This is a genomic window from Alteromonas sp. ABH4_457 (assembly GCF_056160625.1).
Map to the genome: position 1 here is coordinate 213,614 of NZ_JBSWXN010000005.1, position 15,815 is coordinate 229,428.

The 15,815-nt window shown below is 48.9% G+C and carries 17 protein-coding genes; all 17 read left to right on the forward strand.

Going from position 1 to position 15,815, the window contains the following annotated elements; translation table 11 throughout:
* The first annotated feature begins 112 nt into the window (after nt 1-112).
* The 17 genes from ACXAGR_RS13720 (at nt 113) to ACXAGR_RS13800 (ending at nt 15,814) form a co-directional block, all read left to right on the forward strand.
* On the forward strand, nt 113-952 hold the full coding sequence (locus tag ACXAGR_RS13720; RefSeq protein ID WP_474844631.1) for a flagellin N-terminal helical domain-containing protein: 840 nt from the start codon (nt 113-115) through the stop codon (nt 950-952).
* 754 nt (nt 953-1,706) lie between these two features.
* A complete protein-coding gene (locus tag ACXAGR_RS13725; RefSeq protein WP_474844632.1) occupies nt 1,707-2,540 on the forward strand; it encodes a flagellin N-terminal helical domain-containing protein in 834 nt (277 codons plus the stop codon).
* Between the two features lie 794 nt (nt 2,541-3,334).
* Nucleotides 3,335-4,159 carry a flagellin N-terminal helical domain-containing protein gene (locus ACXAGR_RS13730; RefSeq protein WP_474851016.1) on the forward strand — a complete coding sequence of 275 codons (825 nt, stop codon included), beginning with the start codon at nt 3,335-3,337 and terminating at the stop codon, nt 4,157-4,159.
* 82 nt (nt 4,160-4,241) lie between these two features.
* Nucleotides 4,242-4,685, forward strand: a complete 444-nt coding sequence (locus ACXAGR_RS13735) for a flagellar protein FlaG (protein ID WP_474844633.1) — start codon at nt 4,242-4,244, stop codon at nt 4,683-4,685.
* A 13-nt stretch (nt 4,686-4,698) separates the two neighbouring features.
* Nucleotides 4,699-6,141 carry a flagellar filament capping protein FliD gene (gene fliD, locus ACXAGR_RS13740; protein WP_474851017.1) on the forward strand — a complete coding sequence of 481 codons (1,443 nt, stop codon included), beginning with the start codon at nt 4,699-4,701 and terminating at the stop codon, nt 6,139-6,141.
* A 16-nt stretch (nt 6,142-6,157) separates the two neighbouring features.
* Nucleotides 6,158-6,586: a flagellar export chaperone FliS gene (gene fliS / locus ACXAGR_RS13745; protein ID WP_119500530.1), complete on the forward strand. Its 429-nt coding sequence runs from the start codon at nt 6,158-6,160 to the stop codon at nt 6,584-6,586.
* The gene (locus ACXAGR_RS13750) at nt 6,583-6,894 is read left to right on the forward strand and encodes a hypothetical protein (RefSeq protein WP_474851018.1); all 312 of its coding nucleotides are present in this window, start codon (nt 6,583-6,585) and stop codon (nt 6,892-6,894) included. Before fliS ends, ACXAGR_RS13750 begins: the two co-directional genes overlap by 4 nt.
* 68 nt (nt 6,895-6,962) lie before the next feature.
* Nucleotides 6,963-7,961: a UDP-N-acetylglucosamine 4,6-dehydratase (inverting) gene (gene pseB / locus ACXAGR_RS13755; protein WP_474851019.1), complete on the forward strand. Its 999-nt coding sequence runs from the start codon at nt 6,963-6,965 to the stop codon at nt 7,959-7,961.
* Entirely contained in the window at nt 7,958-9,103 is a 1,146-nt protein-coding gene (gene pseC, locus ACXAGR_RS13760) for a UDP-4-amino-4,6-dideoxy-N-acetyl-beta-L-altrosamine transaminase (protein ID WP_474851020.1), read from the forward strand. The genes pseB and pseC overlap by 4 nt, the downstream gene beginning before the upstream one ends.
* Nucleotides 9,100-9,792, forward strand: a complete 693-nt coding sequence (gene pseF, locus ACXAGR_RS13765) for a pseudaminic acid cytidylyltransferase (RefSeq protein WP_474851021.1) — start codon at nt 9,100-9,102, stop codon at nt 9,790-9,792. Before pseC ends, pseF begins: the two co-directional genes overlap by 4 nt.
* Nucleotides 9,793-9,796: 4 nt before the next feature.
* Nucleotides 9,797-10,768: a glycosyltransferase family 9 protein gene (locus ACXAGR_RS13770; protein ID WP_474851022.1), complete on the forward strand. Its 972-nt coding sequence runs from the start codon at nt 9,797-9,799 to the stop codon at nt 10,766-10,768.
* A complete protein-coding gene (pseI, locus tag ACXAGR_RS13775) occupies nt 10,761-11,816 on the forward strand; it encodes a pseudaminic acid synthase (protein WP_474851023.1) in 1,056 nt (351 codons plus the stop codon). Before ACXAGR_RS13770 ends, pseI begins: the two co-directional genes overlap by 8 nt.
* A 24-nt stretch (nt 11,817-11,840) precedes the next feature.
* Nucleotides 11,841-12,869, forward strand: coding sequence for a UDP-2,4-diacetamido-2,4,6-trideoxy-beta-L-altropyranose hydrolase (gene pseG, locus ACXAGR_RS13780; protein ID WP_474851024.1), 1,029 nt, complete (start codon nt 11,841-11,843; stop codon nt 12,867-12,869).
* A complete protein-coding gene (locus tag ACXAGR_RS13785; protein WP_474844641.1) occupies nt 12,866-13,441 on the forward strand; it encodes a GNAT family N-acetyltransferase in 576 nt (191 codons plus the stop codon). The genes pseG and ACXAGR_RS13785 overlap by 4 nt, the downstream gene beginning before the upstream one ends.
* A gap of 18 nt (nt 13,442-13,459) precedes the next feature.
* Nucleotides 13,460-13,699, forward strand: a complete 240-nt coding sequence (locus ACXAGR_RS13790) for an acyl carrier protein (protein WP_474844642.1) — start codon at nt 13,460-13,462, stop codon at nt 13,697-13,699.
* Nucleotides 13,683-14,450 (forward strand): SDR family NAD(P)-dependent oxidoreductase, encoded by a 768-nt coding sequence (locus tag ACXAGR_RS13795; protein WP_474851025.1) that lies wholly within the window; start codon nt 13,683-13,685, stop codon nt 14,448-14,450. Before ACXAGR_RS13790 ends, ACXAGR_RS13795 begins: the two co-directional genes overlap by 17 nt.
* On the forward strand, nt 14,447-15,814 hold the full coding sequence (locus ACXAGR_RS13800; protein ID WP_474851026.1) for an AMP-binding protein: 1,368 nt from the start codon (nt 14,447-14,449) through the stop codon (nt 15,812-15,814). The genes ACXAGR_RS13795 and ACXAGR_RS13800 overlap by 4 nt, the downstream gene beginning before the upstream one ends.
* Nucleotide 15,815 lies beyond the last annotated feature (1 nt).

Below are 15,815 nucleotides of genomic sequence, written 5' to 3' on the forward strand. Positions count from 1 at the left end.
TACTGAGAGAGCCAGTTCATCAATTACCCCTCAGGTTTTGGTGACTACTAATTTGTAATCGCCGGTTGTTCCGGCAGCCAGCCCTGCTGGACTGAGAGTGTAGGAGAGACTTATGTCTTTGTACGTTAATACAAATGCGTCTGCATTAAACGCACAGCGTCAATTATTTGATGTTGGTAATTCCCTGAGCACCTCTTTTGAGCGTCTGTCATCTGGTTTCCGGATTAACAGTGCAAAAGACGATGCCGCTGGTCTGCAAATCACAGACCGTATGACTACCCAAATTCAGGGCCTGAACCAGGCCGTCCGTAATGCCAATGACGCGATTTCTCTGTCACAGACAGCAGAAGGTGCGTTAGATGAGACTACAACTGCGCTTCAGCGTATCCGCCAGCTTGCGGTTCAGTCTCAGAACGGTATCAACAGTTCTGCTGACCGTCTGGCGCTGCAAAAAGAAGTGTCTGCACTGAAAACAGAGATCACCCGTATTTCTACGGACTCTCAGTTCAACGGTGTTGATATCTTAACCGGTGGTTTCTCAGCGCAGTTCCTGGTTGGTGCAAATGCCGGTCAGACTATCTCTGTAAACCTTTCTGCTGCCAATCTGGCGGGTATTGACGGCTTCAGTGCCGGTGGCCTGGGCATGAGCGATGCTACAGTTGCTACAGTTGCCGGCGCATCAAGCGTGCTGGACGCCGTAGACAGCGCAATCTCTGCGATTGGTGGTGTACGTGCCGACTTAGGTGCGTTGCAAAACCGTTTCCAGTCTACTATCCGTAACCTGAGCAGCATTTCAGAAAACGTATCGGCAGCACGTTCACGCATCCGTGATACTGACTTCGCTTCAGAAACCGCTGACCTGACCCGTAACCAGATTATCCAGCAGGCAAGTACTACAGTATTGTCACAGGCTAATCAGCGTCCTCAGGCAGCCTTACAGTTACTGGGTTAATCACCCGTATAGCTGAAAACGCATGGGAATGAAGCCGGGAGGTAGTGACTCGTAAGGCCCTTTGCGTGAGAATACGCTCATTCTCTCCTAACGAAGAGCGGTTGGCCGGACAATTTGTCCGGCCATTTTTTTCCTTAAAAATCAATCATCCTCAAAAAATCATATCTCTTTTCTCTGCTTTTTTTAAAAAAAGGCTAAAGGAAATTTCGTCCCCGTACGATACATAAAGCAAAGGGGCACGGAACAAAAATAATAATCATCCGGCTACCTTCAGAAAAACAATAAAGTGACACGAATAAAAACAATATTTGTCACCGCCGGGAAAGAATAAAAGCAATATATCCGGCAACAAAAATCGTTAGGAGATGACAGGTAAGCGGCAATATTTTGACAAGCCCGCTTACTCCGGCAAAACAACCGAACATTGCCGGCTATCATCAGACCAGACAATTTTCCTCAAAAAATAAGAAGAATAAAGGTCAGGGAAAGTTTGGTTTAATAGTGATAGTGAGTGCTTACTAGTTGATGGGGCCGACCGGCAGGAATGAAGCCAGGAGGTAGTGAGAGGTATGAGGTCTGGAACAACATACCTGCCTGTCAGCAGAGCGTGACGCTCAACTCCCGGGAGTGACCCGGAAGTGTCAGAGAATTATCACTGACATAGCTTATCTAGCATACGCTGTGCCAGATTTTAAAAAACCGTGTTGATAAAAAAGATAAATACAACACTTACTTAAATTGTTAGGAGAGACCCATGAGTCTGTATGTAAACACCAACGTGTCATCTTTGAATGCACAACGACAATTGTTTAACACTGGAAATTCACTGACAACTGCGTTCGAACGCTTGTCTTCCGGTTTCCGTATCAACAGTGCCCGCGACGATGCTGCAGGTCTGCAAATCTCTGACCGTATGACGTCACAAATCATGGGTCTTGATCAGGCAGTTCGTAACGCAAACGACGGTATTTCACTTGCTCAAACCGCTGAAGGTGCGATGCAGGAAATTACCAACGCACTACAGCGTATTCGTGTACTGGCTATTCAATCCCAGAACGGTATTAACAGTTCTGCGGACCGGCTGGCACTGCAAAAAGAAGTATCTGCGCTTAAGTTTGAAATTTCCCGTATCGCACAAACTACCCAGTTTGCCGGTGTGGATATTTTGACGGGCGGTTTTTCTTCAGCCTTCCTGGTAGGGGCGAACGCCGGGCAAACAATTGGTGTGAATATTTCTCGTGCCGGTGGTTATGGCTTCTCGGGACTGACCAATGGTAATAGCCAGCTTAACGTGCTTACTGAGTCTAACGCTTCGGTGACTTTGACAGCGGTGGATGCGGCTATCTCCAATATTGATGCTAAACGGGCAGATCTCGGTGCGATACAGAACCGTTTTCAGTCAACTATCCGCAACCTGAGCAACATCTCGGAAAACGTATCAGCGGCAAGATCCCGCATACGTGATACAGATTTTGCCACCGAAACGGCAGAGCTTACCCGCAATCAGATCCTGCAACAGGCAAGTACAACTATACTGTCACAGGCAAACCAGCGTCCGCAGGCAGCGTTATCTCTGCTCGGAGGTTAATAATAAATAGAGCGCTATACCCTGCGTAATTATAAAGGGTAAAAAATGGGGGGTAGGAAATGAGAGGCCAGCCCATGAAAAACGGCCCCCGGGTGGGGGCCGTAGCAAGAAAACGCCGGCTAACAGGACTGAGAGGTAGAAGTGTTGGTTGAGAGGCCAGTTAATTCTACTAATTTTCCTGCCAGCCGACTGGAAACATTTTAAAAGTTTGCTCTATCTCCTAACGTGAGCAAATTGGCCGGAACATCTGTTCCGGCCTTTTTTATATGATGTACCGGAACACCGTAATTTGCTTCTCTGTTTAAGAGCGAAACTTTTCATCAAACGTCGATGATGAATACTCCGGCATTATTTTCATACCAGAAATCTTCATTCTAATCTAAGCATTTCCTGTGCCAACTAATTGTCAAATTGTTGGCGTTCGCATCAGTAATGTATTTTCTCAGATACACAAGTTGTGCCAGTTATACTTTTCTATTTTGCACATTTTCGCCCGTTCGCAAACTAAATATCTTTATCAATACTACTCTAAAACTACTTTTTAGCTGTTTTTAATCATATAAAATCGATATGAATCAATGACTTGAGGTTATTTTAAATTTTTTTCGAAAAAAAGCTAAAGATCCTCAAGAAGTCGCCGATACCTATAGCTGAGGGGTAATTTAATTACTTTGATGCGATTCACCGAATGTGTTCGCTAAGAGGGGATTCAATGGGAGTAGTGACCCGGAGAATCTGAACAGGAAGGATTTGATTGTAGCATTGTATGCAACGGATCCCCAGGAGGTATTCAAATGTCTTTATACGTAAATACAAATGCTTCTGCTCTCAACGCACAGCGTCAGTTGTTCGATGTAGGCAATAAGCTAAGCACATCTTTTGAAAGACTGTCGTCAGGTTTCCGCATTAACAGTGCTGCTGATGACGCAGCAGGTCTGCAAATTTCAGATCGTCTGACTACGCAGGTTCAGGGCTTAAACCAGGCCGTGCGTAACGCAAACGATGCTATCTCATTAACGCAGACTACTGAAGGTGCGTTAGCAGAGGTAACAACCAGTTTACAGCGTATCCGTCAGCTTGCTGTTCAGTCACAAAACGGTATTAACAGCTCAGCTGATCGCGCGGCGCTGCAAAAAGAAGTAGCGGCACTGCAAACTGAAATTTCCCGTATTTCTACCGACACTCAGTTTGGTGGTGTTGACCTGCTGAAAGGCGGTTATTCTGCCGCGTTCCTGGTAGGTGCAAATGCTGGTCAGACTATCAGTGTTAACCTGTCACGCAGTGGCGGTTACGGTGCTTCCGGTCTGGGCGTTGGTACATTGTCAATTGCTACTGTAGACGGTGCAACATCCGCTTTAACGGCCATTGATAACGCCATTTCTACTATCGGTGCTGCACGGGCAGACCTGGGTGCATTGCAAAACCGCTTCCAGTCTACTATTCGTAACCTGAGCAGTATTTCTGAAAACCTGTCAACTGCACGTTCACGTATCCGTGATACTGACTTTGCGTCTGAAACTGCAGAACTGACCCGTAATCAGATCATCCAGCAGGCGTCTGTTTCTGTGCTGAGTCAGGCTAATCAGCGTCCACAAACAGCTCTGTCTCTGCTAGGATAATAGTAGAGAGCCGTACTTGAAAGGCTAGGGGGAAACAGGGAGTTCTGTTTCCCGTCCGGGCCGTTTGAGAATGGAGGTAAACGTGGAAATTGCAAATTTACAAGTTGGCCAAAATTTTGCTGCTTCAAACCTTACAGAAGTGCAGTCTCAACGTGTGCAAACACCTGCCCCTGCAAACCAGGATGCGTCAGCAACTGAGAAGCAACAGGAAGAGCGTAATTCTTCCCGAAATGCTCAAGGTGTGACCGATGCTGCCGATATAGTAAGCAGAGAGGGTCAGGCTCAGCAAGACATCGAAGTTGCTGCGCGTGAGGTAGAAGCATTCCTACAGGTTCAGAATCGAAACCTGGCATTTTCCGTTGACGAAAATACTAATCGTTCAGTGGTTACTGTTAAAGATTCTGAGTCTGGTGATGTCATCCGGCAGATCCCGTCCGATGAAGTGTTAAAGCTCGCGGAACGGATTAAAACCTTGCAGGAAGATGTTGGCAGCAGTGTAGGAGTGCTGGTAAACAACAAAGTTTAAATGAGGTAAGCAAATGACTATTCAATCGTTAGGTGTTGGTTCCGGACTTGCGCTTGACGATCTGGTCACGCAACTGCTTGAGGCCGAAAGGACGCCGAAAGAAGAGCGCCTGAATGAGCGTGAAGATCGTATTGAAGCTGAAATTTCTGGTCTCGGGCAGGTTAAATCCTTGTTGTCCGATTTTAAGGACGCAGTCGATAAACTGCGCAGCGATAACGACATCAATGGTCGTGAGCCTACTATTACCAATCCTGAAGAAGATGTAGAGATCCTCTCTGCAGATGCATCAAATTCTGCCCTGCGGGGCAGCTATGAAATTGCCGTAGAGCAGCTGGCAACGGGCAGCCGTATTGTCACTGATGACGGTAATTTCTCTTCTTCTTCCGATGCTGTACTGAGCTCCGGTTCAGGTTCCCTGACGTTTAATGTAGGGGCATCCGGCGATTCCTTTACTATCAACGTGTCTGCCGGTATGACTCTGGCGCAGCTGCGGGAAGCCATTAACAACAGTGAAGATAACTTTGGTGTGAATGCTAATATTATCGACACGGGCACATCGGCCGGCCCTAAGCTGGTTTTCACATCTGATGTGACCGGAGACGGTAATGATCTGGAAATTGTCAACGACACCGGTGCGGCAGAACTTAACCGCGTGGCAACAAGCAGCTCAACTTCTGCCGGTTTAATCTCTACGTCTAATATTACGTCTGCGACCAATGCACGGGCTACCATTGACGGTATCGTGGTAGAGAGCAGTACCAACGAATTTGAAAACACGATCCAGAACGTTTCTTTTGAAGCGGAGCGCGTGTCGCCAAAGTCCGCTGATGGCCTGAGCTTTCAGACATCAACATTAGAAATTGGTTACGACCGTGACGGCCTGGATAAAAAGATCCGTGATTTTGTCGACACCTATAACGGCGTCATCAAAGAGTTGCAGAACCTTACCCGTTACGGTGAATCTGAACTGGAAGACGATGGTGATCTTGCCGGCGACTCGCTGATGCGGGGCATCATGACCGGACTGGGTTCGATTGTCGGCGGCAGTGTTTCATCCTCTGCGCTTGGAGGTTTATTCCAGTTGGGTGTAGAGCTTAATTCCGATGGTGAGCTGGAAATCGGTGACACAGATTTCGGTCTGGGTTCCGGTAATGAGCGCCTTGAAGATGCACTTGAAGATAATTTTGACGAAATAGCCAAATTATTTACTGATGAAAACGAAGGTATTGCCGTTAAACTCTATGAGTTCACTGATCAATACACTTCATACAGTGGATTAATCAGTTTAAGAGAGCGTGCAGCGAAGGATGACCGTGATCAGCTTTATGATGATCGTGAGCGTCTGGAATTAAGAATGGCAAACTACGAACAAATATTGCGGGATAAATATCTGGCCCTCGACCAGACCGTTTCGCAATTGAATTCGACAGGCTCTGCACTGCTGGCATCTCTGTGATAAGTGAGGAATTATAATGGCACTGACAGGCATAAACGCATACCGCAAGGGTAACCTGAAACAAGATATCGCAAATGCTGATCCCCATAAGTTGACGCTTATGTTGATGCAAGGCGCACTGGACCGGTTAGCGTTTGCAAAAGGCGCAATGGAGCGTAAAGAATTTGCCGCTAAATCTGAGTTTCTTTCCCGCGTGACGGCTATTCTGATGAATCTTCGTGACACACTGGATTTGGATGTGGGCGGAGAAGTCGCAGAAAACATGTACTCACTTTATGAGTATATGATTGAGAGAACCGGGGAAGCTCACGTACGGAATGACTTGCAGATCCTGGATGAAGTGATTAGCCTGTTAACTCCCATTCGTGATGCCTGGGTACAGATTCCTCAAGCCGCTAAAGAGGAAGCGTACGAAGCACAGCGTCAAAAACGACAGGCCGTGTGAATATACAATTAAATCATGAGTTTACTCCTCAGGCGCTGGCAGACATTAATGCTGAAATCCTGCAGTGCCTGACGGACGATGACGAAGAAGCCCGCTACAGCACTTTGCTGACTTTGATGACCAGGCGTGACACGGTTATTCAATCCCACCTTAAAAATTCAGACCCTGAAACGGCAAGATCTTTTGCAGAACAGGAAGTTACCGTCAATAATATGTTAAAAGAAATGGCGCAGACTTTGCTAAAATCAGCTAAAGACGATGTCAGCCAATTTCTGAGAAGCCAGAAGGCGGTAAAAAAATACCGTTAAGTCTGGCTGTATGATGCGCTGAATCTTGACTTGCAGCCTTAGGGCTCACGCTTTGTGGGAACACGAATATGTTCAATGATAAAAATATTTTGATTACCGGTGGTACAGGCTCTTTTGGGAAAAAGTTTGTCAGTCACTTACTCAAAAATTACTCACCCCGAAAAATCATCATTTATTCCCGCGATGAATTGAAACAGTTTGAAATGCAGCAGCGCTTCAATGACAGCTGCATGCGTTACTTCATTGGTGATGTCAGAGATAAAGAACGTCTGATCACTGCCATGAAAGATGTGGATTACGTGGTCCATGCGGCAGCACTGAAGCAGGTACCGGCGGCAGAATACAATCCTAATGAGTGTATAAAGACCAATATCAACGGTGCGCAAAATGTCATCGATGCCTGTATCGTCAATAAGGTTTCCTGGGTCATTGCGTTATCCACCGATAAGGCCGCTAATCCTGTTAACCTGTATGGCGCAACGAAACTGGCTTCGGATAAACTCTTCGTGGCAGCCAATAATATCTCCGGAGCCAACGGTGCAAGGTTCTCGGTAGTACGTTACGGCAACGTAGTCGGCTCCCGCGGCTCGGTAGTTCCCTTTTATCGTCAGTTACTCAGTGAAGGGCGGGACAAGTTGCCGGTGACTCATCCGGAAATGACCCGTTTCTGGATCACTCTGGATGAAGGGGTGGAATTCGTAATTAAAAACTTCTCCCGCATGCAGGGAGGAGAAATCTTCGTTCCTAAAATACCCTCAATCCGTATCGTCGATCTGGTGGAAGCCATGAGCGGTAAACGGGAATACGAAACCATCGGTATACGCCCTGGTGAAAAGCTTCATGAGGTTATGGTGCCTGAAGAAATGGCACATCATTCTATTGAGTTCGATGACCACTTTGTTATCGCGCCGGCCATTACCTTCTTCGATAAGAATGTGGATTACTTCAAAAATCGCACTGGTGAGCGTGGCAAAGCCGCAGAAGAAAAGTTTGAATATCATTCCGGCAAAAATCCACATTTTCTGTCAGTGAAAGAGCTTCGTGAACTGGATAAGCTCACATCATGATCCCTTACGGTAAACACACAATTGCTAAAGAAGATGTGGATGCCGTGGTACAGGTGCTGGAAAATGAGTTCCTGACCCAGGGCAAGCAGGTACCGGCCTTTGAGCAGGCCTTGTGTGACTATACCAGGGCAAAATATGCAGTCGCCTGTAACAGCGGCACGTCAGGACTTCATATTGCTTGTCTGGCCGCCGGCGTGGGAGCCGGAGATTTAGTATGGACAGTCCCGAACTCCTTTGCGGCTTCTGCCAATGCGGCGTTGTATTGCGGGGCTGCTGTGGATTTTGTCGACATTGACCCTGTCACCCGTAATTTAAGTGTGGATGCCCTTACCGTTAAACTGGAAAAAGCGTCTGCTGCCGGTAACTTGCCTGACGTGCTTATTGCTGTGCATTTTTCGGGTAGTAGCTGTGACATGAAAGCGATTGCTGATTTATGTCGCCCGCTGAATATTACGATCATTGAAGACGCTGCCCACGCGCTGGGAGGTAAAGATGACGGGGGAAACCGTGTCGGCTCCTGTGTTTACTCCGACATGGTCGTGACCAGTTTTCATCCGGTGAAATCAGTGACCACAGCAGAAGGCGGCGCGGTGTTGACGGGTTCCCAGCTACTGGCGGATAAACTTCGTTTGTATGCCAGTCACGGCATTACTAAAGATCCGGCAACCATACCGGCCGGGCATGACGACGAACCCTGGTTCTACGCGCAAATACATTTAGGCTTTAACTACCGGCTGAGTGACTTACACGCGGCTTTAGGTGTGGCACAAATGAGCAGACTGGACAGTTTTGTCGCAGAAAGACGCACCAGAGCAGCCAGATATCATGAGGCACTGGCGTCATTGCCCGTAAAACGTCCGTTGTTTGATAACAACAGTGCGTGGCATCTTTATATGATTGAAGTGGAACCGGCGCAGCGCACAGCCATTTTTAATACCCTGAGAGCCGCTGGTATCGGCGTAAATGTTCATTACATCCCTATACATCTTCATCCTTATTATCAGGCTTTGGGGTTTGGCGAAGGTGACTTTCCTGTCAGTGAACAATATTACCGGGGTGCACTGACGTTGCCCTTATATCCTTTACTCACAGAGAGCGAGCAGCAAAAGGTGATTGACTGTCTGAAAGAGGCATTACTGTGAACATTGCCATTATTCCGGCACGGGGCGGCAGCAAACGGATAAAAGGTAAAAATATCCGGAATTTTGCCGGCAAACCGCTCATTGCTTATTCTATTGAAGCGGCGCTGAAAGCCGCTGTTTTCGATGATATTGTCGTATCCACCGACAGCGAAGAAATTGCCGCTATCGCTGAAAAGTACGGTGCCAGTTATGTTATCCAACGCCCGGCGTCGCTGGCTGATGATTTCACCGGCACTGCGCCGGTAGTATGTCATGCTATTGATTCTTATCAGGACGATAAGGGGCAGGTAGACAACGTATGTTGTATCTATGCCACAGCGCCTTTTCTAAGTGCCACATACCTGAAAGAAGGGTTGTCACGGTTGAACGACAATCCTGACATGCACTTTGCTTTTTCAGTCACAACGTTTCCATTCCCAATCCAACGGGCAATCCGGTTACATGGCAAAGGCGTGCTTCCTTTCGATGCCAGCAAAATGGCCACCCGTTCTCAGGATTTGACCGAAAGTTTTCACGATGCCGGCCAGTTCTATTGGGGGAAAGCTTCTGCCTGGCTGACAGATAAGCCTATGTTTGCGCCTACCAGTATTCCCGTGATCCTGCCCCGCCATCTGGTACAGGATATTGATACACCGGAGGACTGGGAAAGGGCTGAACTCATGTACCGCGCGTATATAAAGACAGAATAAATTTATGCAGGAAAAAATACTCATAATCAGAATGCTGGGACTTGGCGATGTCACCTGTGTGGGGATCCCGGCTATCCGCTACGTAAAAACAAAATTCCCCGGAGCCAGTATTCACGCACTGACTTATGCCGCCGGTGAGGAGTTACTGAAGCTGGCAGAACCGGACATTACCGTTCACGCGCTGAAACAGGGAGAGTGGCCGGAAAACATCGTAGATGCCATGCAAACGTTTCTCGGGCTGGCTGAACAGATCCTGGCTGAAGAATATACTCAGATCATCAATCTCGACACGTGGTTTATGCCGTGTTTCCTCGCCCGCTTCTTAAAAGATGCCGGTGAACCAGTGGTTGGTAATACCATGAGTATCAGTGTGGCTGAACTCGTTGATAAATTTCAGAAGCAAACTCTGTCGCCGGATTACGTTAATTTACCCGCTCAGTATATGCAAAGCAGCTGGATGAGCATGGCACAATGGCATACAACCTGGTGGGAGTACGGGCAGGTACCTGAGCGGGGGTATCCTGAATTTTATCTCAGACGTTGTTGCGGATTCAGCACTATCGACATGGACATGACCATTGATGTGGAAGCCGACAGTCATCTGGCCGGTCTCAACCAGCCTGTGGTTGCCATGGCGACCGGCGCAAGAACTGCGGAGCGGAATTACCCGCACGGAGAGGCGCTCAAAGCGCTTCTCGAAGCACAGGGCGTTCATGTCTGGACCGGATTTGACGGGCGTTGTTCTATGCGCCAGACGTTATCCCAACTTAAAGCAAGTCAGTTACTGATAACCGTACCTTCTGCGCCGCAGTGGCTGGCAACAGCCACCGGTACGCCGTCTCTGGTTATCAGCGGCAATGTCGATCCCAGAACGCTGATGCCCGAGTATGCCACTGACATGTCAGATGTGGCTGTTGAACCTGAGCAGATCGCACAGGGCGTGATGAATATCTTAGAGGGGAATGCCGGTGCATGATGTAAAAATTGGTGACCGTTTAATCGGCCCGGATGAACCTCCGTTTATTATTGCAGAACTGAGCGGCAACCACAGTCAGGACTTTGAGCTGGCCTGTGCGATGGTGGATGCAGCAGCTGAAGCCGGTGCCCATGCTATTAAATTACAAACCTACACCGCCGATTCCATGACGCTGGATGTTGCTACCGACGATTTCGTGATTTCAGAAAAAGACAGTTTGTGGCATGGCGAATCTTTGCACGCGTTATATCAAAAAGCGGCAACGCCTTATGAGTGGCACAAGCCGCTGTTTGACCGGGCAAAGGCGTTGGGTATGCTCGCTTTCAGCTCTCCCTTCGATGGTGAAGCTGTGGATTTCCTCGACAGTCTCGACGTGCCGTGTTTTAAAATTGCGTCGTTCGAGCTGACTGATTTACCCCTTATCGCCAGGGCCGCAAGTAAAGGGAAGCCCCTGATCATGTCTACGGGCATGGCAAGCCTTGCTGAAATTGAGCAGGCCGTTCACTGTGCCCGCCGCAACGGGTGTGACAATATCGTGCTGCTGAAGTGCACCAGCACCTATCCGGCAGACCCCGGCAATACTAATCTGAACACTATTCCCAATATGCGCAGCGCTTTTCACTGTCAGGTGGGATTGAGTGATCACACCGGCGGTATCGGTGTGGCAGTGGCTTCCGTCGCGCTGGGCACCACTGTTATTGAAAAACATTTCGTGCTGGATCGTAGCGCCGGTGGTGTGGATGCGGCTTTTTCACTGGAGCCTGCAGAGCTCAAAATGCTGGTAACAGAATCTGAGCGTGCCTGGCAAGGCATGGGGCAGGTTCGTTACGGAGGTAGTCAGGCTGAGGAAGCGGCAAAACAATACCGCCGCTCAATTTATATAAGCGCAGATGTGAATATTGGTGACACGCTGGATGAGTCTAACCTGAAAATCGTCCGGCCGGCTTTTGGCCTTGCGCCAAAGCACTGGCAGGAAGTCCTCGGCAGTAAAGCCCGTACCGCGTTGAAAAAAGGCACCGCGCTCAAGTGGGAACATCTGGAGAAATGAGAGCCCTGAAGTGAGAACGTTTAAGTGAGACCTATAGTATTCAGAGTCAGTGTGTCGCCCGCGATTGGAATGGGACATCTGATGCGTTCGCTGGCACTGGCTCAGGCGGCCGGAAGCTACGACATTCCCTGCCATTTTTTTACAGATAAGGGCGGCAGGGCGCTGGCTATAGCAAGAAACGACTGGATTTATCCGGTGACGGAAGTGCCCTGTGGCAGTGATGATGAAGAAAGTCGCTGGCTGACAGAACAGGCCCAGCGCATGAATGCCTCAGTTGTTGTGATTGACGGCTACGATATACCGGCAGATTCATTGAGCGGACTGTGCGGGGCAGGGATCCCTGTGGTGGTCATGGATGACGGGCAACTTAGTCAGGTCGCGCAGGCCTCGCTGGTGGTAAACAGCACCACTTCGTCACTAGATGCGCAATATCTGGAAATTAACCCGGCAGTAAAAATTTGTTCCGGACCTGATTACCGTTTGATGAGACGTGAATTTCAACGGGGCGATAACCCGCCACAGGACAAGCGCTTTGGCATCGCCGTTTGTATCGGCGGCAGCGATCCGAAAGGGCTGACCGTCCCGTTAATTAATGCGTTGTCTGATGTACTTAATGATGTGCCGGTGCGGGTAATTACCGGTGCGGCGTTTAATAATATCAGTGCACTGAATGAGGCAATAAAGGCGAGTCCGCTGGCGATTCAGCATATACATAATTGTCAGGATATGGCCGATGTGTGGCGGCACAGTAAGCTTGCTGTCAGTGCCGCCGGAGGCAGTCAGTTTGAACTGGGCGTCTGCGAAACACCTTCAGTACTGCTGATGGTGGCAGAAAACCAGAGAACGGCGACTGAGCAGGCTCAGCAGGAAGGCTGGTGTACCACCTTTGATTGTACCGGCGATGTGCCTGTCGACGAGATTGCCCGCACAGTGCATGCACTCTGGCAGCAACCCGGTAAGCTGGAAGCCATGCAGCAGGCAGTAAAAGGTAAGTATCATGCTGACGGTGCGTTTAATGTCCTTAATGCTATCGCAGAGGTCATTCAGCCATGAGGCAGGAGTCAACTGTTAAGGCACCACGTATTGAAGCCTGGCAGGTTACCTTAAGGCCGTTGGAAGAGGGCGATCTGGATAAATTAAGGCAGTGGCGGAACAGCGACTACGTGCGTGAGAAGATGGTGTCTACATCACTCATCACTGCGGAGCAACAAGCTGCATGGTTTCAAAAAATCAGTCACGACCCGTCTCAGATGCACTGGATTATCGAATACAAAGGGCGGCCTGTTGGCTCAACCAATGTGAAAGTGCCGGTCATCGGAGAGACAGTAGTCTCCGCCCGGGTATTAGAGCCCGGTTTATATATTGGTGAACCTGATTATCAGGGCAACATTCTGGCTTTCGCTCCCACTCTGGCGATGTATGATTATTGTTTTTCCCATTTCAATGTGACCGAATTTTCGGCGGCGGTGAAACCGGATAACGACGCCGCACTGAAATATAACCGTCAGTTGGGCTATGAAATCAGCGGTCAGGACGATTTTGTGCGCTTGCGCTTGCAAAAAGAGGCCTATGAGCGGCAAACTGTAACACTGAAATCTTTCTTGTCGCGTCCGCGCAAGTCTTAGTCAATAAAGAGGTTTTTTGTGGATAATCAGCAAAAGCTCGTACAGTCATTTGTTCAGGCTCTGGGGATCAGTACAGAGATGGTCACGGATGAACTGACCTACAACACTATTAAAGAGTGGGATTCTACTGCACACATGATCCTGATCTCCGAGCTGGAAAACACCTTTGATGTCATGCTCGATACCGACGACATTATTGATATGAGTTCCGTGGGCAAAGCGAAAGAGATCCTGACAAAGTATGACGTCCAATTCTGAATCTATCCTGCTTAAAGGTGGCTCGGTACTGATAACAGGGGCTACCGGTGATATTGGCCGTGCCATTGTTAATGAGTGCGTGCAGGCCGGTGCCGCAGTATTTGCTGCCGGGCGCAATGAAGCTAAACTGGCTGCGCTGGTAAATCAGTATGAATCACGGGTGATCCCGCTGAACTATGACGTGACTGACGAAAAAGCTGTTAAAGACGCCTTCCGTCAAATTCAGAAACAACAGAATCAAAGTGATATCGGTCCGTTAACCGGCCTGGTTAATAATGCCGGCATTATGGAAGAAGCCGCTTTTACCGTAAGCGGTATGGACGCGTTAAAGTCACAGCTGAATGTGAACTTCCTTGCCCCTTATCAGCATATGCAACTGGCCAGCCGCTTAATGGCACGCCACCGTCATGGCAGTATTGTGAACATTGTTTCTCAGATTGGCGAAATGGGGGCTACAGGCATGAGTGCCTACGGTGCCAGTAAAGCTGCGCTGAGCGGAGCAACCAAGTCGCTGGCGAAAGAACTGGCGGCAGTGGGGATCCGTGTGAATGCGGTATCTCCGGGCTTCATTGATACAGGGCTTACCGCGCATTATGAAGAGGATGCCAGGGCTAAAGTTGAAGCCAGAATTACCATGAAAAGGGCTGGCCGTGCCGGTGATGTGGCGCGGGCTGTTGTATTTTTACTGTCCCGTCAGTCGGCTTATACGACGGGTCATACCTTGCCCGTGGACGGGTTATTTTATCCGTGAGCGTTGTGTTCCCTGAGGATGTGTTTGCCTGCAACAGTGAAAAGGCGGCACTGATCACAGACGAAGGGATCTGCCCTTACGCTGAGCTGCAAAGGCATATTGCAGAGTGGCAGGAAAAACTCAGTAGCACCGTGGAGCGACCGTTAGTGGCACTGGCCATGTGCGGTAATGTTGATTCTGTAAGTTGCTACCTGGCCTGTCTGAAATCGGGCTTTCCTGTGGTGCTGTTTCACCCTGGTTTGTCCGCAGCGGGACAACAGGCATTAATCACCAGGCTCACCCCCAATTTGCTGGTGGCAGACAACAGCCTGACCGTAAAACACCAGCGATGCATACCTGTAGCCGGGGAACTGGCACTGTTGCTTACCACATCGGGTTCAACCGGCGGTGGAAAGTTTGTTGCTTTATCCCGTGAAAACCTTGCTGCGAATACGGCCTCTATCTGTTCTTATCTTCCTGTTACATCAGAAGATAAAACCCTGCTTACCATGCCACTCTCTTATTCCTACGGGTTGTCGGTACTAAATACCCATCTGGCAAAAGGGGCGACAGTCAGGTTGACTTCACTTACGCCAATGGACCGTGCATTCTGGACGTTGCTTAAAGATGAAGCGGTGACGTCACTGTCCGGCGTACCGTCTTTTTATGAAATGCTGCTGCGCTTACGGTTTGACCGCCAATTATTGCCGGAACTTACTTATTTCACTCAGGCTGGTGGCAAGCTCAAAGAAGCCGGGGTTAAAACCCTCGCTGAATATGCCGATAAATATAACAAGCAATGTTTCATCATGTACGGACAAACAGAGGCGACCGCGAGAATGGCATATCTCGAACCACATACCGTATTGAGCAAACCTTCAGCAGCAGGTAAAGCGATACCGGGCGGCAAATTGTCACTTTGTGATGAATATGGCCGGCTTATCAGTGAGCCCGGCGTAACGGGGGAACTGCTGTATGAAGGAAAAAATGTCATGCTGGGGTATGTGTCTGATCATACCGATCTGGCAGCGTTTTCTCCTTCCGCTGTGTTACATACCGGTGATTTAGCCTTTTTCGATGAAGACGGCGACTACACCATAACAGGCCGCTTAAAACGCATTATTAAACTGGCCGGTGAACGGGTGAATCTGGACGGACTGGAAGCGTTATTTGCAGAGCAGGGGCTGGAAGTTAAAGTGGCCGGTGAGGACAATTTTCTTGTCATAGCATGCCGGGAAAGTGATGTGTCAAAAGCTGAAAGTCGCCTTAAATCTCTGGTATCCGCGCCGCCTGCCTACTTAACGGTACGGGCATTTTCAGACTGGCCATTGCTGGGTAACGGAAAAACAGATTATCAGGCTATTTTGAAAGCAGGAAGGGATTAGC